The sequence below is a fragment of the Cobetia marina genome (assembly GCF_001720485.1).
Lineage (GTDB): Bacteria > Pseudomonadota > Gammaproteobacteria > Pseudomonadales > Halomonadaceae > Cobetia > Cobetia marina.
This window is the reverse complement of record NZ_CP017114.1, coordinates 3255856-3276876: the sequence shown is the minus strand read 5'-3', so window position 1 is coordinate 3276876 and position 21021 is coordinate 3255856. Positions and strand designations below refer to the sequence as shown.

The 21021-nt window shown below is 60.2% G+C and carries 18 protein-coding genes; 7 read left to right on the top strand and 11 right to left on the bottom strand.

Going from position 1 to position 21021, the window contains the following annotated elements; all coding sequences use genetic code 11:
• Positions 1 to 49 precede the first annotated feature (49 nt).
• From secA to BFX80_RS13785, 3 genes are all read left to right on the top strand, one after another.
• The gene (gene secA, locus BFX80_RS13795) at positions 50 to 2812 is read left to right on the top strand and encodes a preprotein translocase subunit SecA (protein WP_084209793.1); all 2763 of its coding nucleotides are present in this window, start codon (positions 50 to 52) and stop codon (positions 2810 to 2812) included.
• A gap of 116 nt (positions 2813 to 2928) precedes the next feature.
• Positions 2929 to 4152 (top strand): bifunctional glutamate N-acetyltransferase/amino-acid acetyltransferase ArgJ, encoded by a 1224-nt coding sequence (argJ, locus tag BFX80_RS13790; RefSeq protein WP_084209208.1) that lies wholly within the window; start codon positions 2929 to 2931, stop codon positions 4150 to 4152.
• Between the two features lie 108 nt (positions 4153 to 4260).
• The gene (locus tag BFX80_RS13785; RefSeq protein ID WP_077371708.1) at positions 4261 to 5214 is read left to right on the top strand and encodes a Nudix family hydrolase; all 954 of its coding nucleotides are present in this window, start codon (positions 4261 to 4263) and stop codon (positions 5212 to 5214) included.
• Positions 5215 to 5342: 128 nt separating this feature from the next.
• Here BFX80_RS13785 and yacG read toward each other — a convergent pair whose 3' ends face one another.
• From yacG to pilB, 5 genes are all read right to left on the bottom strand, one after another.
• The gene (gene yacG, locus BFX80_RS13780) at positions 5343 to 5588 is read right to left on the bottom strand and encodes a DNA gyrase inhibitor YacG (protein WP_084209207.1); all 246 of its coding nucleotides are present in this window, start codon (positions 5586 to 5588) and stop codon (positions 5343 to 5345) included.
• The gene (gene coaE, locus BFX80_RS13775) at positions 5581 to 6228 is read right to left on the bottom strand and encodes a dephospho-CoA kinase (RefSeq protein WP_084209206.1); all 648 of its coding nucleotides are present in this window, start codon (positions 6226 to 6228) and stop codon (positions 5581 to 5583) included. Before coaE ends, yacG begins: the two co-directional genes overlap by 8 nt.
• Entirely contained in the window at positions 6228 to 7088 is an 861-nt protein-coding gene (locus BFX80_RS13770; protein WP_084209205.1) for a prepilin peptidase, read from the bottom strand. The genes coaE and BFX80_RS13770 overlap by 1 nt, the downstream gene beginning before the upstream one ends.
• Positions 7089 to 7186: 98 nt before the next feature.
• Positions 7187 to 8425: a type II secretion system F family protein gene (locus BFX80_RS13765; RefSeq protein WP_084209204.1), complete on the bottom strand. Its 1239-nt coding sequence runs from the start codon at positions 8423 to 8425 to the stop codon at positions 7187 to 7189.
• 245 nt (positions 8426 to 8670) lie between these two features.
• Complete coding sequence (gene pilB, locus BFX80_RS13760) at positions 8671 to 10407, bottom strand: type IV-A pilus assembly ATPase PilB (RefSeq protein ID WP_084209203.1); 1737 nt, start codon at positions 10405 to 10407, stop codon at positions 8671 to 8673.
• Positions 10408 to 11170: 763 nt separating this feature from the next.
• On the opposite strand from pilB, the gene BFX80_RS13755 reads away from it, so the two are divergent.
• Positions 11171 to 11611 carry a pilin gene (locus BFX80_RS13755; protein WP_084209202.1) on the top strand — a complete coding sequence of 147 codons (441 nt, stop codon included), beginning with the start codon at positions 11171 to 11173 and terminating at the stop codon, positions 11609 to 11611.
• 46 nt (positions 11612 to 11657) lie between these two features.
• On the opposite strand, the gene BFX80_RS13750 is transcribed toward BFX80_RS13755, so the two are convergent.
• The 6 genes from BFX80_RS13750 to BFX80_RS13725 all read right to left on the bottom strand — a co-directional run bounded on the left by BFX80_RS13750 (position 11658) and on the right by BFX80_RS13725 (position 17580).
• A complete protein-coding gene (locus BFX80_RS13750; RefSeq protein ID WP_077371726.1) occupies positions 11658 to 11960 on the bottom strand; it encodes a hypothetical protein in 303 nt (100 codons plus the stop codon).
• Positions 11961 to 12084: 124 nt separating this feature from the next.
• A complete protein-coding gene (locus BFX80_RS13745) occupies positions 12085 to 13365 on the bottom strand; it encodes a cation diffusion facilitator family transporter (protein WP_084209201.1) in 1281 nt (426 codons plus the stop codon).
• A gap of 78 nt (positions 13366 to 13443) precedes the next feature.
• A complete protein-coding gene (locus tag BFX80_RS13740; protein WP_084209200.1) occupies positions 13444 to 15003 on the bottom strand; it encodes a PhnE/PtxC family ABC transporter permease in 1560 nt (519 codons plus the stop codon).
• Positions 14993 to 15718 carry an ATP-binding cassette domain-containing protein gene (locus BFX80_RS13735; RefSeq protein WP_077371734.1) on the bottom strand — a complete coding sequence of 242 codons (726 nt, stop codon included), beginning with the start codon at positions 15716 to 15718 and terminating at the stop codon, positions 14993 to 14995. The genes BFX80_RS13740 and BFX80_RS13735 overlap by 11 nt, the downstream gene beginning before the upstream one ends.
• 3 nt (positions 15719 to 15721) lie before the next feature.
• Positions 15722 to 16603 carry a putative selenate ABC transporter substrate-binding protein gene (locus BFX80_RS13730; protein ID WP_084209792.1) on the bottom strand — a complete coding sequence of 294 codons (882 nt, stop codon included), beginning with the start codon at positions 16601 to 16603 and terminating at the stop codon, positions 15722 to 15724.
• Between the two features lie 119 nt (positions 16604 to 16722).
• Positions 16723 to 17580: a MurR/RpiR family transcriptional regulator gene (locus BFX80_RS13725; RefSeq protein WP_077371737.1), complete on the bottom strand. Its 858-nt coding sequence runs from the start codon at positions 17578 to 17580 to the stop codon at positions 16723 to 16725.
• Positions 17581 to 17952: 372 nt separating this feature from the next.
• Between BFX80_RS13725 and zwf the strand changes: the two genes are divergently transcribed.
• The 3 genes from zwf to BFX80_RS13710 all read left to right on the top strand — a co-directional run bounded on the left by zwf (position 17953) and on the right by BFX80_RS13710 (position 20888).
• Entirely contained in the window at positions 17953 to 19443 is a 1491-nt protein-coding gene (gene zwf / locus BFX80_RS13720; RefSeq protein ID WP_077371740.1) for a glucose-6-phosphate dehydrogenase, read from the top strand.
• A gap of 1 nt (position 19444) precedes the next feature.
• Entirely contained in the window at positions 19445 to 20143 is a 699-nt protein-coding gene (gene pgl / locus BFX80_RS13715) for a 6-phosphogluconolactonase (RefSeq protein WP_240499583.1), read from the top strand.
• Positions 20144 to 20225: 82 nt separating this feature from the next.
• Positions 20226 to 20888: a bifunctional 4-hydroxy-2-oxoglutarate aldolase/2-dehydro-3-deoxy-phosphogluconate aldolase gene (locus tag BFX80_RS13710; RefSeq protein WP_077371743.1), complete on the top strand. Its 663-nt coding sequence runs from the start codon at positions 20226 to 20228 to the stop codon at positions 20886 to 20888.
• Positions 20889 to 21021 lie beyond the last annotated feature (133 nt).

The window sequence follows — 21021 nt, the reverse complement described above, 5'->3', positions numbered from 1 at the left end:
TCTCAAGATTCTAGAAGGCGTGCTCACCGGGCACGGACAGGGATAGATGATGCTGGGTAAATTTCTGACCAAGGTAGTGGGCTCCAAGAACGACCGTGAGGTGAAGCGACTGCGCAAGCGGGTCAATGCCGTCAATGCCCTCGAGGAAAGTCTCGAATCACTGTCGGATGAGGCGCTGACGGGCAAGACGGCTGAATTCCGTGAGCGCCTTGCGCAAGGCGAGAACCTCGACAAGCTGTTGCCGGAGGCCTTCGCCACCGTGCGTGAGGCCAGCAAGCGCATCATGGGCATGCGTCACTTTGATACCCAGATGGTAGGCGGCATCGCGCTGCATGAAGGGCGCATCGCCGAGATGAAGACAGGCGAAGGCAAGACGCTGGTGGGGACACTCGCCGTTTACCTGAATGCCCTGGCTGGTGAAGGCGTTCACGTGGTGACGGTCAATGATTACCTGGCCACGCGTGATGCCAACTGGATGCGTCCGCTGTATGAATTCCTCGGGCTGAGCGTGGGCGTCATCTTCTCCGGCCAGAACAACGAGGACAAGCGTGCCGCCTACCAGGCCGACATCACCTACGGCACCAACAATGAATACGGTTTCGATTACCTGCGCGACAACATGGCATTCGCGCTGGAAGACAAGGTCCAGCGCAAGCTGCACTACGCCATCATCGATGAGGTCGACTCCATCCTGATCGATGAGGCGCGCACGCCGCTGATCATTTCCGGTCCGGTGGAGGAGAATACCGACCTCTACAAGATCATCGATCGCATGGCGCGTGAGCTCGTGCAATGCACTGACGAAGAAGACCCGGAGAGTGGCGATTTCACTCTCGATGAGAAGCAGAAGCAGGTCGAGCTGACCGAGCAGGGCCACCAGAAGGTCGAGTCACTGCTGCGTGCCCAGGAATTGCTCGGCGAGGAAGACTCTCTTTACGCCGCCCAGAACCTGAGTCTGCTGCATCATGTGCACTCCGCGCTGCGTGCCCAGAATCTGTTCGTGCGGGACGTCGACTACATCGTCCACAACGGCGAGGTGGTGATCGTCGACGAGCATACCGGCCGCACCATGGTAGGTCGTCGTTGGTCCGAGGGCCTGCATCAGGCCGTCGAGGCCAAGGAAGGCGTGGCGATCCAGAAGGAAAGCCAGACGCTGGCCTCGACCACCTTCCAGAACTACTTCCGTCTCTACGAGAAGCTGGCCGGCATGACCGGTACCGCCGATACCGAGGCCTTCGAATTCCGTCAGATCTACAACCTCGACGTGATGGTGATCCCCACCAACAAGCCCATCGCGCGCAAGGACATGAATGATCTGGTCTATCTGACCGCGGAAGAGAAGTTCAACGCCATCATCGAGGATGCCCGCGAGAAGGTCGCGGAAGGTCGTCCGGTGCTGGTCGGTACGGCATCAGTCGAGACCTCCGAACTGCTGTCCCAGATGATGCACAAGGCTGGCGTGAAGCATCACGTCCTGAATGCCAAGCAACACGTCAGTGAGGCTGCCATCATCGCCCAGGCGGGTCGTCCGGGCGCGGTGACCATCGCGACCAACATGGCCGGTCGTGGTACCGACATCATGCTGGGCGGCAACTGGGAAGCCGAGCTTGCCGAGCTGGAAGCGCCGACCGAAGAGCAGATCAACGAGATCAAGCATGGCTGGCAGGAGCGTCACGAAGCCGTGCTGGCGGCGGGCGGTCTGCACGTGATCGGCTCCGAGCGTCACGAATCCCGTCGTATCGACAACCAGCTGCGCGGTCGTGCCGGTCGCCAGGGTGACCCGGGCTCCACGCGCTTCTTCCTGTCGCTGGAAGACAGCCTGATGCGCCTGTTCGGCTCCGATCGCGTTCAGCGCCTCATGGGCGCGCTGGGGCTCGAGAAGGGCGAAGCGATCGAGCACAAGATGGTCTCCAATGCCGTCGAGCGCGCGCAGAAGAAGGTCGAGGGTCGCAACTTCGACGTGCGCAAGCAGCTGCTTGAGTACGATGATGTCGCCAACGATCAGCGCAGCGTGATCTACGAGCAGCGCAACGACATTCTGGAAGCCGACGAGATCGCCGAGAACATCGCCGGTATCCGCCGTGAAGTGCTGGACGACGCCATTTCCATGCGCGTGCCGCCGCAGAGCCTGCCGGAGCAGTGGGATCTTCCGGGGCTCGAGAATGACCTCAAGACGGACTTCAACCTCGACCTGCCGCTCGTGCAATGGGCGGAAGAGGATGAGCACTTCCATGAAGAGACTCTGCGCGAACGACTGCAGACGGCACACGAGGAACTCTATGCCGGCAAGGTAGAGGCTGTCGGTCCCGAGCTGATGCGCCGCTTCGAGAAGCAGGTCATGCTGCAGGTGCTCGATACGCGTTGGAAAGAGCATCTGCAGGCGATGGACAACCTGCGACGCGGTATCCACCTGCGTGGCTACGCTCAGAAGAATCCCAAGCAGGAATACAAGCGCGAGGCGTTCGAACAGTTCCAGTCATTGCTGGTCAACATCAAGGCTGACGTGGTGCGCATTCTGAGTCACGTCCAGGTACGTCGTCAGGAAGAGGTCGACACGCTGGAAGAGGAGCGTCGTGCCAATCTCGAGCGCGAGCAGGCCAGTGCCGAGACGCGTCGCGTGGAAGATGACACCGTCAGCGATGAGAGCGTTCAGGCTGCCGAGGAGATCGTCGAGGCGCAGTACGGTGCGGCACCGCAGGCGCAGGGCGACAATGAGCCGATGCGCCGTGATGTCCCCAAGGTTGGCCGCAATGATCCGTGCCCCTGCGGTTCCGGCAAGAAGTACAAGCAGTGCCATGGCAAGCTGAGCTGAGATTTTCAGCGTTGAGCATAGCTTTTCAGTACTGAGTATCGAATGCATCGCGGAGCAGCACCGTCTGTCCCGCGATGCCGTGTAGTGACAGGACAACGCGACTGGAGACGTGAACGATGGCGGTAGGGCCTTCCACTTTCCCCGCAGACATGCCGGAAATTTCCGGCCTGCAGATCGGGGTTGCTGAAGCCGGTATCAAGAAGCCGGGGCGACGTGATCTGGTGATCATGGCGCTCGATGCAGGATCGCGTCTCGCGGGGACCTTCACGCGCAATGCCTTCTGTGCGGCACCGGTGCATGTCGCGCGTCGACATCTCAAGGCCGAGATCGATGGGCCGCGCTATCTGGTGATCAACACCGGCAACGCCAACGCGGGGACAGGTGAGCAGGGCATGACAGACGCGCTTGCTACCTGTGAGTTCCTGGCCGATGTCGCGGGTTGTGATGCACAGGCCGTTCTGCCGTTCTCCACCGGCGTGATCGGTGAGCCCTTGCCGATGGATCGTCTGACCGGCGCACTGCCGACGGCCTTCGCGGCATTGGGCAAGGGGAATTGGTCCGACGCGGCACACGGCATCATGACCACCGATACCCGGCCCAAGGGCAGCTGGCGTAGCGTGACGCTGGCCAATGGCGAGTGTGTCACCATTGCCGGGGTTTCCAAGGGCTCTGGCATGATCTGCCCCAACATGGCGACCATGCTGGGCTTCGTGGCCACTGACGCGGATCTCGCCATCGATCAGTCTGCGCTGGATGAGATGCTGCGCCGGGTCGTGGTCAGAAGCTTCAACAGCATCACGGTGGATTCCGATACCTCGACCAATGATGCGTGCATGCTGGCTGTCACGGCCAGGGCCGCTCGGGTCGAGGGTGAGGATCTGGTCGCCTTCGAGGCTGCGCTGGCCGACGTCATGCTCGAGCTGGCGCAGGCCATCATCCGTGATGGTGAAGGGGCGACCAAGTTCGTCACCCTCGAGGTGGAGGAAGCGCGCTCCGTGGAAGAGGCGCGTGCGGTCGGCTTCACCGTGGCTCACTCGCCACTGGTCAAGACGGCTCTCTACGCCAGTGATGCCAACTGGGGACGAATTCTGGCGGCCGTCGGACGGGCGCCGTTGGAGAATCTTGAGGTTGACGGCGTTGCGATCACGCTCAACGGCGTGAGCATCGTCGAGCAGGGCGGACGAGCCGCCAGCTATACCGAGGCTGCCGGCAGTGCTGCCATGGCCGAGGAAGAGCTGGTGATCGGTATCCGCCTGGGGCGTGGCCAGCAGAAGGCGCGTATCTGGACATCGGATCTGTCCCACGATTACGTCTCGATCAATGCCGATTATCGTAGCTGATGCCTGAGGGCAGAGGCTTACGCTGAAACGGTAATGCAACATCTCCCGCAGGCTTCGCCTCATCAGGGTGGAGTCGGATGTACAACGCGAGTCAAAGGTACAGGCATCATGCCGAAGCGAAGGGTTCACGTGGCGGCTGCCGCCATCTTAAACGAACAGGGCCAGGTCCTGATTGCACGCCGTCCCTCGACGGTGGATCAGGGCGGCTTATGGGAGTTTCCGGGTGGCAAGCTGGCGCCCTACGAAACCGGTCTGGAAGCGCTCAAGCGTGAGCTGTGCGAAGAGCTGGGGGTCGAGATCACGCGTGCTCAGCCGCTGATCCGCATTCATCACGAATACCCGGACAAGCATATCCTGCTGGATGTGTGGGAAACGCGTCAGTTCAATGGCGAGCCCTTTGGCCGCGAAGGGCAGGCAGTGCGTTGGGTCGAGATCGAGGACCTTTACAAATACGCCTTCCCGGCTGCGAATCTGCCGATTCTGCGCGCGGTCTCGCTGCCACGCGAGTATCTGATCACGCCGGAAGAGGCTGATGAGGGAATCTTCGAGACACGCTTGATCCGTGCATTGGATGAAGATGGCGTGCGCCTGGTACAGCTACGTGCCAAGGAACTCGATGAGGCGGCGTACATTGCCCGGGCCGAGAAGGCGCTGGCGATCTGTCATGCACGTGGTGCGCGTCTGTTGCTCAATGCCGAGCCTTCCATGCTCGACAAGGTCGACGCGGACGGTATCCACCTGACCAGCGTGCGTCTGGCGGAGCTGGCAGAGAAGGGCGAGCGTCCGATCGCAGCCAACAAGTGGTTGTCCGCCTCAACGCATGACCAGGCGCAGCTGGATCAGGCGGGACGGGTGACCTGTGATTTCGTCAGCCTTTCACCGCTGCGTGTCACGCCTTCCCATCCTGAGCGTGCGCCACTGGGGTGGCATGACTTCCAGGAGCTGGTCGAGCAGGCCTGCATGCCGGTCTATGCCCTTGGGGGCATGTCGCGCTACGACAGTGACCATGCGCGCGCCGTCGGCGCCCAGGGTATCGCATCGATTCGTGACTTCTGGAAGTGATGATCGCGCGTTGATGTCAGTTGCCTGAACGAAAAAGACCCTCGAGGCCAGCCTCGAGGGTCTTTTTTTGGCGAGCATCTTGAGCGTCGAGCTTGAGCCAGTCTGAACCAGCAGGGCTCTCTCGAGCGCTACTGCTGATTCATGTCGCGCTCCATGCGTGCCACCATCTCGTCGATGCTGGTCTCATCCATGGCCGGCTCGCCGGCGATGCTGTGGGACTCATCAGCCCAGGCGCCGAGGTCCAGTAGCTGGCAGCGCTTGCTGCAGAAGGGACGATATTCGCTGGCGGCGCTCCATGCCACGGGGGTTCGACATTGCGGGCAGGCAACGGACAAGGGCGCCTTATGGGGCTGTGAGGACGCGGAGTCAGACATCGGGAAGCTCCTGAAATGATGCATTGGAGGCGGCCAGCGAGCGATAGCGGACATCCAAGGCCGCGACCTGCTCACGCAAGCTCGCCTGATTGCCGTTATTGTCGATGACATCGTCGGCCTTGGCCAGTCGTGTCTCGCGTGACAGCTGTGCCGCGAGGATGGCGCGTACCTGCGCTTCGCTGACACCATCGCGGCTCAGCGTGCGCGCCAGCTGAACATCCTGGCTGACATCCACCACCAGGGTGCGTGAGACGAGGCTGTCCTGGCCGGACTCGAACAGCAGGGGAGAGACCAGCAGGCGGTAGGGGCTGGTCATGGCCGCCAGGTGTTGCACGATCCGCTCCCGGATGCGCGGATGGGTGCAGCGCTCCAGCCATTGACGCTCCTCGGGGGCAGCAAAGATCCGCTCGCGCAGCGCGGCGCGATCAAGCTCGCCCTGCGCCGTGACGATCGACTCGCCGAAGTGGACGATGATCTCGGCCAGTGCGGTTTCGCCGGGACGCACGATCTCGCGCGCGACATCATCGGCGTCCACCCACTGGATGCCGAGCTCTCCGAACATCCGTGCCACACTGGATTTTCCGCTTCCGATACCGCCCGTCACCCCGATGATGGGGCCTTGATTGAACGCAGTCGTCATCAGGCACCTATCACGCTGAGGTAGAGGCTCATTAGCGGGGTGCCGAACAATAGCGCAATCCAGCCTGCCACGGCCAGATAAGGGCCGAATGGCATGGGGGCTCCCCGCAGGCGCGGCACCAGCAGTTGCAACAGGATGCCGAGTACTGCGCCGAGTCCCGCAGAGAGGATCAACAGCAGTGGCAACCACTGCCAGCCCAGCCAGGCGCCCAGTGCCGCCAACAGCTTGAAATCGCCATAGCCCATGCCTTCCTTGCCAGTCACCAGCTTGAACAGCCAGTAGAAGCTCCACAGCACCAGATAGCCGGCCATGGCACCAATCACGGCACTGGGCAGCATCAATGGCTGGAAAAGCAGTTGGTAGGCGAGACCGGCCCACAGCAACGGTAGCGTGATGGCATCAGGCAACAGCTGGGTGCGGAAATCGATCACTGACAACACCAGCAGTGTCAGACAGGCGCCGAAGATCCACAGGCTCTGTGCTTCCAGGCCGTAGATCAACGCGATGGAAGCGCCGAGCGCGCCACCGGCGAGCTCCACCAGTGGATACTGTGCACTGATACGGGTATTGCAGCTCGCGCAGCGGCCGCGGCGTTTCAGCCAGCCGATGACAGGGAGATTGTCATGCCATTTGATTGGGGTGTCGCAGCCAGGGCAGCGTGAGGCAGGCACCAACAGATTGAAGCGTGGCGACGCTTCCGGCTCCAGTTCCAGCGCTTCACGTGCTTCTGCACGCCACTGACGCATCATCATCACCGGCAGGCGTGTGATCACTACATTCAGAAAACTGCCGATCAACAGGCCGAAAATCCCCGCGAGGCAGGCCTGAAGAGCAGGGGAGAGGGAGGCGAGAGAATCCACGGAACATCCTTGTCAGAAGAGCTGGACTGGAAGTGAGGCGGCCGCGCCCCTTCGGGTGTCGCGGCCGCGTGTAATAAAAGGCAAGGCGGAAAGGCAGTCTAGATTACATTACCCATTTCGAATATTGGTAGGTACATGGAAACTACCAAGCCACCGACCAAGGTACCCAATACCACGATGATCAAGGGTTCCAGTAGCGAGGTCAGGGCATCGACCTTGTTGTCGACATCTTCTTCATAGAAGTCGGCGACCTTGTTGAGCATGGCATCCAAGGCACCTGACTCTTCCCCTATAGCCACCATCTGAACTGCCAGTGTGGGAAATAGCTGGGTGTTACGCATGGCGAAGTTGAGCTGCTGGCCTGTGGAGACATCTTCCTTGATCTGGGCGATAGCGCGCTCATAGACCTTGCTGCCCGTCGCGCCGGCAGCAGTATCTAGAGATTCTATCAAGGGTACGCCAGCCTGAAAGGTGGTGGCGAGGGTGCGTGAATATCGTGCTACCGAAGACTTGTCAAGTATGTCACCCAGCACTGGTACTTTCAGCATGAAGCGGTGCATGGCATAGGCGAACTTGTCCGATCGCTTCATACCCTGGGCGATAAGAAAAGCAGCTAGTACTACCGCGCCAAGACCAATATACCAATAAGCCTGCGCGTACTCGGACATGGTGATGGTCAGTTGAGTGAAAGCGGGTAACTCAGCTCCAAATCCATTGAATAAGGTTTCGAATTGAGGGACAACCTTGATCAATAGTATGGCGGTGACCCCAAACCCTACGCATATGACGGCCGCAGGGTAATACAGCGCCTTTTTTACACGCGCTTTCAAGGAATCGATCTTCTCTTTGTAAGTCGCGACGCGGTCCAGCATCTTGTCGAGGGCACCGGCCTGTTCGCCAGCGGCAACCAGGTTGGTAAATAGATTATCGAAATGTTGTGGGTGCTTGCGCAGCGCTTCCGAGAAGCTGGCGCCCGCGCCGACCTGGTTCATCAGATCTTCCACCAGGTGGCGCATGCCCGGGCTTTTCATGCTCTCGGCGACAATACCGAAGGCTTGCAGAACGGGGACGCCGGCGCGAATCATCGTCGCCATCTGTCGAGCAAACATGGTGACGTCCTTGCCGCTGACTCTCTTGCTGCCACCGAACAGGGCGGATTTCTTACGTAAACGCTTGACGACGATACCTTGGCCAGCCAGCGTATTCTTCACCTGATCGACATTGGCGGACATCAATTCGCCCTTGACATTTTCACCGCGCGAATTCTTGCCTGTCCATTGCCAGGTTTCTATGCCCGCCTTCTTCTTGTCTTTCTTGGCAGTTCTGATCGTCGCCATGTCGGTTGTCATTCCCTGATGAATGAGAGTCCCCGTCTTGACTCGCGAGACTCATGTTGCTTGTGAGCATGCCAGTGGCTGCTCCTTCCCTTTGCCGCGATTTACACTGCTGGCAGTCAGTGCATGAGTGACCTGCTCATCGCGGTGGGAAGTAATCCATGTTCAATGTGCCTGATGACTGAGCAAAAGTCAGCGCTGGTGAAGATTGTTCACATCGGTGCTGTCAACGCTCCAGCGTGTTGTCATCAATCCTTGGTGATACGGTTGACTTCTTCCAGCGACGTCATGCCCGCCATGACCTTGCGCAGGCCGCTGCGGCGCAGATCCGACAACCCTTCCTTGCGCGCCTGGTCTGCCAGTTCTATCGCGGTGCCTTCCCGCATGATCAAGCGGCTCATCTCATCAGAGATGGGCATCACTTCATAGATGCCGACGCGTCCCTTGTACCCTAGCGTGCATTGGCTGCAACCCGTTGGACGATAGATGGTGGCATTTTCCAGATCTTCCGCACTGAAGCCATTTTCTGCGCTGAAGCCCATTGAGGCCATGGCTTCCTGGGGGATCTCGGCAGGTTGACGACAGTGGGGACACAGACGCCGCGCCAGACGTTGCGCGATGATCAAGGAAACCGAGCTTGCGATGTTGAAGGGCGCGATGCCCATGTTGCTGAGGCGCGTCAACGTTTCAGGGGCAGAATTGGTATGCAGGGTCGAGAGCACCAGGTGGCCTGTCTGCGCGGCCTTGACGGCAATTTCGGCGGTTTCCTTGTCCCGAATCTCCCCGACCATCACCACGTCGGGATCCTGGCGCAGGAAGGCGCGCAGTGCCGAGGCGAAGTCGAGCCCTATCTTGGGCAAAACGTTGACCTGATTGACACCCTCTACCTTGAGCTCGACCGGGTCTTCCGCGGTCGAGATATTGCGCTCAGGCGTATTGAGGATGTTCAAGCCGGTATACAGGGTGACGGTCTTGCCGCTACCGGTAGGGCCGGTGACAAGGATCATGCCCTGAGGCTCGCCAAGTGTCTTCTCGAACATGGCACGCTGTTCGGGCTCGAAGCCCAGTGCCTCGATGCCCATCTTGGCGGAACTGGGGTCCAAGATACGCAGTACCAACTTCTCCCCGTAAACGGTTGGCAAGGTGTTGACACGAAAATCGATGGAGCGTGACTTGGAAAGTCGCAGTTTGATGGCGCCATCCTGAGGCAGACGCCGCTCGGAGATATCCATGCGCGACATCACCTTCAAGCGCGCCGAGATACGGTTGCGCATGTTGAAGGGCGGGCGAGTATTCTCGATCAGCATGCCATCGATACGAAAACGAATGCGATAGGTGGATTCGTAGGGTTCGAAGTGGATATCCGAGGCGCCACGTTTGATGGCATCCAGCAGTACCTTGTGAACGAAGCGCACCACCGGCGCATCGTCACTGTTGGCCGTGATGGCAAGGTCGTTATTGTTATCCTCCTCGCCCTCGAACTCCAAGCCATCGAGGGCTTCACCTTCACCGCCAAGCATATCCATGGCGCTTTCTTCACCGGCTTCCAGGTACTGCTCCAATGCCGGCGTCAGCTGATCAGCTGCGACCAGCACGCTTTCAATCGACAGGCCGGTGGCAAATTGCAGTTCATCAAGATGAGTCAGTGTCGATGGCGAGGGTACACCTACGGTCAAACGATGTTCACGTCGATAGAGTGGCAGTACGCCCAGCTTGCGCAGTACCTTCTCTGGCAGCTCATCAATGCTCGGCAGGGAATCGATACGTATTGCATCGAGATCCACATAGGGCAGCCCGTATTCCCATGCTGCCACCAAGGTGGCCTCACGTGCCGAGGCCAGACCATGAGTGATGACATGCAGCAGCAGACTTTCGCCAGCCTCATTGGCCTCCTGCTCAGCCAGCAAGGCAGCCTGATGCTCCAGCAAGCCTGATTCCACCAGGCGAGCGGCAAATCCCTTCAACGTCTGATCACTCTGGGGCATGGAAATGTCCTGTGGCGAATCTGAAAGTCTGTCCTGCGGCTCATGTCGATAAACGCCGCGATACATGGCAGCCCACAATACCGTTGCAATCTCTCGCCATTGTGGTGAGTTGCAAGAGTGCTGATGTTGTCTCCAGTGTAGCCTGATTGGCACTTGGCAGAAATGCCACCCCTCTCAATTTATCGGCCCACACCCGAGCCAGAGGCCTGGAAGCAGCTGCCAGTGTCTCAGGCGACTTCGGCGATGTTCGGGCGGTGGCCGGGAGGAGATTAATTGATGGCGTGTCTTGAGAGGCTGACTTGTAGGGCAAAGGAGGGAGGGTATAAGGGAGAGAACAAAGCAGGTCCCTGAGCGCCGTCTTGTCAACAGGCTGCCATCGAGGAGGGGAAGTCTGATGTAGTCAGGCAGTTGCAGTGAGCGTTGAGCTGCGTTGGCTTGATGAGCAGAAAGAATTTGATGGTGTTGCTTGCAATGTGACCGAGTGTAATCTATTGTAACTGACAAGCAGCCGTCAGCGCCGCCTTGTAAGCGACTTGCGACATGGCAATGGCACCTGATCTGTGGCTGTGGTATCAATCGTCCCGTCCGGTCGATGCCCCGGGATATCAAAACGTTATACTCACAATGGTAGGGTGTTGATACAGAGCTGCAACGCTCCATCACGCCACGTCACTCGAACTAACAGATTGATGTTCAGGGAAAGTAACCGGGGTTTCAGGACGTACGACCTGATCTCACTACGCAAAGGCAAGGGAGTCACACCATGACACGCAAGCAACAGGCAGGTTTCACATTGATCGAGCTGATGATCGTTGTAGCGATTATCGGTATTCTGGCGGCCATCGCCATTCCGCAGTATCAAAATTACGTAGCACGCTCTGAAGCTGCCTCAGCACTGGCAACGATCCGTAGCGTACAGACTGATGCAGAGGATATTATGGTTCGTGGACTTCAGCCAGTAGTTGGTGCTGCTGGTGCTAATCAGCGAGCGCTGGGTATTGCTGCTGATGCAAGCGACTCTGGTACTATCTCAGTCGCTAATTATGATGTGACTGGTATCATTGATGTCGTGTTTACTTTCGATGCTGCAGGCGTAAGCCCTCAAGTACAAAGTGAAAATGTTACTCTTTCAAGGACTGTTGATGGGGTCTGGAGCTGTACTACATCCATTGCTGCAGAATTTGCACCGGGTGATTGTGGATAAGGTTTTTATAAAAAAACCGCCCTTCGGGGCGGTTTTTTTATTGGGCTTAATAAAGCGCTTCTTCCTCCTCTACCACATCCTTCAGCAGCTCCAGGAACAGCTTGTCCGCATCGGAATGTTCTGCCGGATCTTCCGGGATATGAATGCTGGTAGTGTCAGAAATCTCGTTGGCGATGATAGCCAGCACCGCTTGCTCGCTTTTTCCTTGTTCTGCCCCTTCCTTGAGGCGCGCTCGCGCCACCACCAGTGACTGCTCGAGAATCTTCGGGTCTTGCAGCAGCTTGCGAATGAAACCTTTCAGTTCATTGATGATGCGTGTCTTGTGCATTTCGCCGGATGCGTTGCTCATGGCGTGCTCCTTGGGTGTTTGTGTGATCACTGAAGATGGGCAAGGTGACGAACGCCATCGTCACCAGTGGGTTCGTTGAGGCACTGCACCGCTGGGCAGACTGCTGTGTATCGCAAAGTGTAACTCACGTTTCGGCGTCTTGGGCACGCGAAATGATGCTGAGTCTTACCGTGCCCAGCCAGCGGATGTCCTTTGCCAGGCGTTGCAGTTCATCGACTGTCGTGTTGCGTGAGGCAGGTGCCAGGTTACATTCGCTGAGCGAAGTGAATGCCTGATCGGCAACCTCCAATTGGACATCGACATGCGGAGCACTCGAGGGGGCAGAGAGGGGTGTGGTGACATGATTGACATAGTGAAGCATCAGCCCGCTGCGTTCTTGCCATACAGGATGTGACTGCCAGCAGGCATCAAGTGCAGTGATGATCTCGCTGCGCAGCGGCAGTGGCTGCATGAGCGTGGGATGTGTCGTGCCCGCCTGACCGATATGTGAATCGTCTTCGGGGTCAATGTGGTAGAGCACATCGCTGAGCTGGGGGAATTCTGACTTGAGGCGTGCCACGGCGTGATGGCCGATGGCATGACCTTCGGAGACGCTGATGCGTGGCGCGACCAGCAGGTGGACTTCCAGCACGATACGACCGGCGAGCGTGCGACTGCGAAGATCATGTGCGCCACGCACTTCCGGCAATGACAGCAGGCATTCACTCATGGCGCGTTGTTGTTCGCGTGGCAGAGCGGTGTCGATCAATTCCCGTGAGGCTTCCCACGCCAGCGATACGCCGATCTTGCCGACCATCACCGCGACGATGATGGCAGCTATTCCATCCATCCAGCCCGCCCCGAGCTGAGTGCCGATCAAGCCCACCAGCACGGCGACGGTCGAGAGCGCATCGCTGCGTGAGTGCCAGGCATTGGCTTCCAGCAGTCTCGACTTCTGTTTGCGAGCCACCTTGAGCGTTGCACGAAAGATGGCTTCCTTGGCGATCAAGGAAATCACCGCGACGCCGATGCCCAGAGCCCCTGGCAGCGGAATGCTCAGGGTGCCGAATATCAGCTCCCAGCTGCGCAGCACGCCTTCCCAGCCGATTGCACCCGCCACGGCGATGAGCAAGCTGCCAAGTACCAGCGTGCCCAGCGTCTCGATGCGTTCATGCCCCCAGGGGTGCGAGCGATCCGGTGCCTGACGGCCGAAGTGAGTGGCCACCAACACGAAGGCATCCGTTACCAGGTCTGACAGTGAATGGATGCCATCGGCCATCAAGGCTTGAGAGCCGACCAGCTTGCCGACGATCAGCTTGGCGATGCCCACCACCCCATCCAGCGCCGCGCCGATCAGGGTGATGCGCTGCGCCTCACGTCTGGCCTGTGCGGCAGAATCTGTCTTCGTCTGAGCGGATGTCGTCATGGGAAGCTCGCGGCAGGCCGGGTGTGAGGGAAGTGACTGCTTGCACATGAATCGAGTGCAGGTCAGCAAGGAGTGAGGTCAGCGAACGCAGCTGTCTTCGGCGATTTCATGCGTCGGACGTAGACGGCGCGCGACGCTATCCACGACGATATTGAGTATTGCGGTCAGCAGCAGCAATGCAAAGGCCTGGTCGAACATCAGATACTCGAAGCTCGAATCGATGTGGAAGCCCAGTGTTGCCACGCCGAGCATGCCGAGAATCGCCGTCTCGCGAATGATGGTCTCGGCGCGATAGAAGAGCAGTGCGAACATGCCGGGCGCGACTCTCGGGTTGATCTCATACAGCCAGCTTTCCAGTCGTCCGCGGGGCTTGCCGGGCGGCAGCTGGATCTGGTTGGCATGCCGTGCACATAGAAAGGCGATGATGGCGCCATTGTGCAGGGACAGTGCCAGCCAGGCAGGCAGGAGCGAGGGGCCCAGCAGCAGCAGCAGAATGAAGGCCAGCATCAGCTCAGGGGTGGTGCGCAGGAAGATCATCAGCCCTTGAGTGGCCTGTCGGGAGGCGCGATTGCCCACATGTCGGCTGGCCAATGGCCACAGCAGCATGGCGATCAGCAGGCTGCCTGCGGTGCCCAGCAGACCGAGCAGCAGGGTGTTGCCCAGCGCGGACAGCAGGTGGGGCAGATGGCTCGCCCAATCCAGCAGATCAGCAAGTAGCTGGCCGGAGATCAGTGAATCGACGCTGGCATTGACCAGCGGCGTTGGCCAGATGTCGTGGCTGAGGAAGCGCCACAGCAGTGTCGGATTCACGTCCGGCCAAGGCCCCAGCCACCAGAGACTGGCGACTCCCAGAAGGGGCAGCAGGCGACGATGCCCCCACCATGGCAGCGTGGCGATCAGCAGGTAGAAGATCCACAGCAGAGCGCCGGCTTCATGGTAGCGCCCTTCGCGGAAAGCACTTTCCAGATAGAAGCCCAACGTCGGCAAGCCGACGAAGCCCAGCAGGACGCTGGCGCGTAGCGCGCACTCGAAACGGTAACGGGTGTAGCTCGCCAATCGCGACCATGCCAGTGGGAGTTCTGCATACACGAAACACATCAGGCGTGATGTGGTGGCAGGTAGAGCGCGGCGCGGTGCCTGGGGAACCTGTTCCAGTATCTCGGCGTAGACCTTGGCGAAGGTTGCCGCGTAGGGGATGGTGATCGCGGCCAGCGCCGTGATGGCGGACAGGCCGAATACTTGCAGCAGCAGCAGTGCCCAGAACAGCTCATGCACGGCCCGCAGTCCGGCGCAGACAGCGCGCAATGCTCGTGAGCGGGAGTAGAGCAGCGCAAGGGGCAGTCCCAGCAGCGCCCCCAGCAGCGTCCCCCATAAGGCGAACGCCACCGTCAGGATCAAGGCATGCACTGGTGATTCCAGTGCACTGGGGGCCGGCATCACCAGGCCATTCAGCATGCGGCCAAGTTCCTGCCATGGCTCCCGTGAGGTAATGGAGAGATCACCGAAGGGTGCCAGTATCAGCATGGCAGCCAGCAGGCCGATACCGAGCCGCAGCAGGTGTGAGCCTTCACTGCGCGCCTGCCACCAGCGTGGCGGCTTGCGCAGTCTGGAGAGCGCGAGGCCGGGTTCAGTCGACATCAAGTGGCTCACTGCTGGCGGCAGGGTAGAGGCAGTCGAGGTCCTGCGGCTTCAGGTCGTCGGTATTGGCGTCGAGCAGTACCTTGCCGTTGCCGTTCTCATCCTTGCCCAGACCGATGACACGAGTGAAGTGAGTGAGTGCCAACTCCTTCTGGTGAAGCGCTACCACGCTGGTAGCATGGCGAGAGTGAATCCAGTGGATCAGCTGGCTGGCCTGATGCGGGTCCACGCTCGCCACGGGCTCGTCCCCGAGAAACAGATCATGTCCCTGATAAAGTGCCCTGGCGATGGCCACCCGCTGACGCTGTCCACCGGATAACGCCTCGACCGATCGCTCCATCAGGCCGGCGATGCCCAGAGGTTCACATACGGCGGCGACTGCCTGCCAATGAGCGGGCCTGGGGCGCAGCAGATTGAGCAGGTTGGTCAGCGACGATTGCTGATCCAGCCTGCCCATGAAGATGTTGTGATACACGGAAAGCTGAGGCACCAGTCCTTGACGCTGAGGGCACCAGGCTGCAGGCGTACCCTGCTCATGCAGGGCGCTGCGCAAGGCTTCCAGCAGCGTGGACTTGCCCGCACCGCTGGCGCCAAGCAGAGCGACGCGCTCGCCATGCTCGAGTTGAACGTCCAGATCGCGCAACACCACCTCGGCGCCATGGCCGAGGTGGTGTCGTGACAGGTGCAGCAGGGGAGAGGGTGTTGCCTGGGTCATGACTCAGCGCAGCAGACCGAGTTGCTCGCCAACCGTCTTGATCGGGGCGTAGTCATCATTGCTGGCCGGGATGAAGCCGGAGCGCGGGAAGCTTTCCAGCAGGTCCGGATCCTTCATGTCCAGCAGCGCCTGAGTGAGGTGCTGCGTGAAGTCCGCACCGTAGTGGCTGTCGGCATCGCCGCGCACTGTCCACTGATAGTCGGGGTAGGCCGGAGTTTCCCACAGTACCTGGACCTTGGCGGGATCGACCTTGCCATCCTTGACGGCGGCTTCCCACACGGCGTAGTTCACGGCGCCCACGTCGTAGGTGCCGGCGGCAACCAGCGCGATGGTGCGTGAGTGATCACCGGAGAAGCCGACGCGCGAGAAGACCTTCTCGGGGGCGTCATCGAACTGTTCGCGCAGATAGTATTCCGGCATCAGGCGCCCGGAAGTGGAGGTCTTGGCACCGAAGGTGAAGGAGTGGCCTTCCACGGATTCGGGCAGCGTCTCCAGCGGCGTCTGTGCATCGCCGGCCAGCTTGAGATCACGTCGTGCGATGAAATAGCTGCGGAAGGCGGCATCTTCCACACCCTGGGCGATCGCCTGGGAGCCCGGCACCAGCTGGCGGGCCTGGACACCGGTGAGGCCGCCGAACCATGCCATCTGGATCTGATCATTGCGGAAGGCACTGACCGCGGCGCTGTAGGACTTGACCGGCACGTACTCGACATCCACCCCGAGCTTCTCTTCCAGGTAGTCGGCGACCTTGTCGAAGCGCTCCACCAGGCGCGACTCATCTTCATCGGGAATGGCAGTGAACTTGAAGGTCTCGGCTTGCGCCAGACTGATGCTGAAAGGCAGGGCAGAGAACAGGGTCAGAGCAGCAGTGGCCAACCAGCGCATGGGGGCTTCCTCGGCATTCACGACATGGGAGATCATGCAGCCAGCGGCCGCATGCAGGTTCATGGCGCGTATTGTTGTGCCTTGGCGGCATCGGTGCAAGTCCACCGCTGCTTGAACCGTCAGGATTCCGGCGGAAAACGGGTGTCCTTGAGGCTATCCTTGATCTTCTTGAGGTGATGCTGGAAGTCCACGCCACGCCTGAGCGTCACGCCGGTCGCCAGCACATCGATCAGAGCCAGATGGATCATGCGCGAAGTCATCGGCATGTAGATGTCGGTGTCCTCCGGTGCCATGACTTCCAGCACCTCGGTACACTCGCGCGCCAGCGGAGAGTCCGGCGCGGTGATGCCGAGCACGGCGGCACCGTTGCCGCGCGCCAGCCTGGCGATATCGACCAGTTCCCGCGTGCGGCCGGTATAGGAGATGATCACGATCACGTCACCGGTATGGCAGGCGGCCGCGACCATGCGCTGCATCAGCACGTCTTCATAGGCCATCACGGGCAGATTGAAACGGAAGAACTTGTGCTGGGCATCTGCCGCCACCGGCCCGGAAGCCCCCAGGCCGAAGAAGCAGATCTGCTTGGCCTGGCTCAGATAATCCACCGCACGTTCGATGCGCTTGGCATCAAGGGCGCGGCGCGCATCATCGAGAGCGGCAACCGTGGCGCCAAGTATCTTGTCGCCATAGGATTCGGCGTCATCATTCTGCTCGACGCTGCGCGAGACATAGGGCGTGCCACCGGCCAGACTCTGGGCCAGCTTGATCTTGAAGTCCGGGAAGCCCTTGGCGTCGAAATTGCGACAGAAACGGTTGACGGTCGGCTCGCTGACCAGTGAGGCCTGAGCGAGTGCCGCGATGCTCATTCCCGTGGCGGCCGACGGATCTGTCAGAATGACGTCAGCGACCTTGCGCTCTGAACGATTGAGGTCGTCGAGACGTTCGCGGATGCGGTTGATGAGGTCGTGTACTGCCATTCGCCGATTACCTTGCCATTGTGTAGTGAAATAACTACGTAATCTGGGCATCCTAGCCTCACTCGTCTGGCAGGCCAAGCATCCCTTTGCCTCGGACGATGCTCCAAGCTCAGTGAAACGTCCGCTGGCTACCACTTTTAGGTAAGTTTACCTACTTGTTGGGCGATTTGTCTTGAGAGAGCGCGACGTTATCGCTACATTTGTTGTTAATATAACCAGCCATGTATCGCCACAGCCGTCCCGGTGTCCCACATGCCTCTTGAAATCCTGCGTGCTGCGCCCCTCGCGTCGCGCCATCGGAGATTCAGGGAGGGCACCACCGTATCGGCCAGCCAGGCATGCAGGGCAGTTTCGACGGGAGAAATCGGCTGCATGAGTTCCGACACCATTCCGGGCGTGGATATTGCCCTGTTCGGCGCCTTGGGCGACCTCGCCAAGCGCAAGCTGTATCCAGCCCTCTACCACCTTGATCGCGATGGTCTGCTCGACAAGGCGACTCGCCTGATCGGCCTGGCGCGTCAGGACGTCAGCCTCGAATCCTTCAAGGAAACCGTGCAGGCCTCGCTCAAGGAGCGCGTCAAGCCGGAGCATTTCGAGAAGGCTGCCATCGAGCGCTTCCTCGCCCGTATCAGCTACGCCGCGCTGGATTTCAGCACGGTGGAAGGTTACTCGGCCATCGCCGACTGGCGGGTTGACGCCAAGGGCAAGCCTTCGCCGCGCCCGCTGATGATCTATCTCTCCGTGCCGTCACGCATCTATGGTGACATCAGCAACAACCTGCAGGCCGCCGGTTGTCTGGATGAGAACTCGCGTGTCGTGGTCGAGAAGCCGATCGGCTCCGACCTGGAAAGCTCCGGTGTCATCAACGATGCCATCGGCGCGGTATTCCACGAGTCGCAGATCTATCGCATCGATCACTATCTGGGCAAGGAAACCGTTCAGAACCTGATTGCACTGCGCTTCGCCAACCCGATGTTCGGCAATCAGTGGAACCAGAACCACATCTCCCACGTCGAGATCACCGTGGCCGAGAAGGTCGGTATCGAGGGACGCTGGGGCTACTTCGATCAGGCGGGTCAGCTGCGTGACATGGTGCAGAATCACCTGCTGCAGCTGCTGTGCCTGATCGCGATGGACCCGCCGTCCAATCTGGACGCCGATGCCATTCGCGATGAAAAGGTCAAGGTGCTCAAGGCCTTGCGCCCGATCACCGGTGAGCGTCTGAACACTGATCTGGTACGTGGTCAGTACATCGCGGGTGCCGTCGATGGTCAGCACGTGCCGGGGTATCTGGAAGAAGAGGGCGCCAATACCGAGTCCTCCACCGAGACCTTCGTGGCTTTCAAGACCGAAGTGTCCAACTGGCGCTGGGCAGGCGTGCCGTTCTATCTGCGTACCGGCAAGCGCATGCCCGAGAAGCTGTCACAGATCGTGATCCACTTCCGTCAGCAGCCGCACTACATCTTCGATCCGGACCAGCGTTCGCTGGCGGCCAACAAGCTGATCATTCGTCTCCAGCCCTCCGAAGGCATCTCGCTGCAGGTGCTGACCAAGGACTCCGGTCTCGACAAGGGCATGCGCCTGCGTCCGGGTCCGCTGGATCTCGACTTCAACAGCGCCTTCCCCAAGCGCCGGATTCCGGAAGCTTACGAACGTCTGCTGCTCGAGGTCATCAAGGGCCAACAGTATCTGTTCGTGCGTCGTGACGAGATCGAACACGCCTGGCGCTGGGTCGATACCCTCATCGATGGCTGGGAATCGCGCGCTGCCACGCCGCGTCGTTACCCAGCGGGCTCTTGGGGCCCGGTCTCCTCCATCGCGATGATCACGCGTGATGGTCGCAGCTGGTATGAGGAGTATTGAGATGGCTGTCGACATGACACAGAACGCCACCCAGGACCCGCGCCAGCAGACTGCCGAGTCGCTGGCCGAGTATCTCGCGGCAGCACTGACCGCTGACCTGGCGGCGCCTGAGGCTCGCGCATTGCTGGTGGTCTCCGGGGGCTCGACGCCCAAGCCGTTGTTCGCCGCATTGCGTGACAAGCCGCTGGACTGGTCGCGTGTGGACATCACCCTCGCGGATGAGCGTTGGGTGAGTGAAGACGCCGACGACAGCAATGCCCGCTTCGTACGTGAGCATCTGTTGAAGGGCGCAGCCGCTGCCGCGACCTTCCATCTGCTGACCAACGCCGAAGCAGAGCCAGAGGCGGGTTGCGAGGAAGTGAGTGCTCGCATCGCGGCACTCTCCTGGCCGGCCTCCGCGGTGATTCTCGGCATGGGGGGCGATGGTCACACGGCTTCGCTGTTCCCGGATGGGGATCGCCTGCAGGAAGCGCTGACCAGCCGTGATTGCTGTGTGCCGATGCGTGCCCCCAGCGTCCCGCAGGCGCGCATCACCCTGAGCCTCGAGCGCTTGCGGCAGACGCGCCGTACCGTGCTGCATCTGACGGGCACCGACAAGCAGGCCGTGCTGTCACGTGCGCTGGGCGATGTCGAGGCCGTCAGCGAGTTGCCGATCCGCGCCTTCCTGTCCGCGCCTCTGGCGCTGTACTGGGCCCCCTGATCCTATCGGCCACGGCGCTATCAACCACATCAGCGCCGTGGCGTACTAGACAACATCAGCGCTGCGGCGCAAGGAGAACGCCATGAGCTTCGAAAAACAACTTCCCTCGACGCGCACGACCGAGATCGACAGCATCTGCCAGAAGGCCTCCGTGCTGCCGGTGATCGCCGTCGAGCGCATCGAGGACGCCGTGCCGCTGGGCAAGGCGCTCTATGAAGGCGGCTTGACCGTTCTCGAGGTCACCCTGCGGACTGACTGCGCTCTCGAGGCGATTCGCCGCATGCGTGAAGCGCTGCCCAATGCCAGCATCGGTGCCGGCACCGTGCTCACGCCGGAACAGTATCGCAAGGTGGAAGAGCTGGGCGTCGATTTCGTCGTCACGCCGGGTACCACCGAAGCGCTCTATCAGTATGGCGTGACCAGCAGCGTGCCGATGCTGCCGGGCGTCGCGACCGTGTCCGAATTGATGACCGGCTGGCAGTACGGCTACCGCCGCTTCAAGTTCTTCCCGGCCGAGGCCGCGGGTGGCGTGAATGCCATCAAGTCCTTCGGTGGCCCGATCAGCGAAGCACGCTTCTGCCCGACCGGCGGCATCACGCTCAACAATGCCGGTGACTATCTGGCACTCAAGAACGTGATGTGTGTCGGTGGTAGCTGGGTGGCGCCGCAGAAATTGATCGATGCAGGCGACTGGGATGGCATTCGTGAGCTGGCGCGCGAAGCGTCCGAGCGTTTCCACCACTGATTTTCGCCAGGTCAGCGGGTTGCCATACGGCAATCGGTGGCCTGACGCGCAAGACCGAACATTGCTGCTCTCTCTCGACAGCTTGGCTGTTGCTTGTGACCCGTCTCTCGCGAGGCGGGTCTTTTTTTGGCCG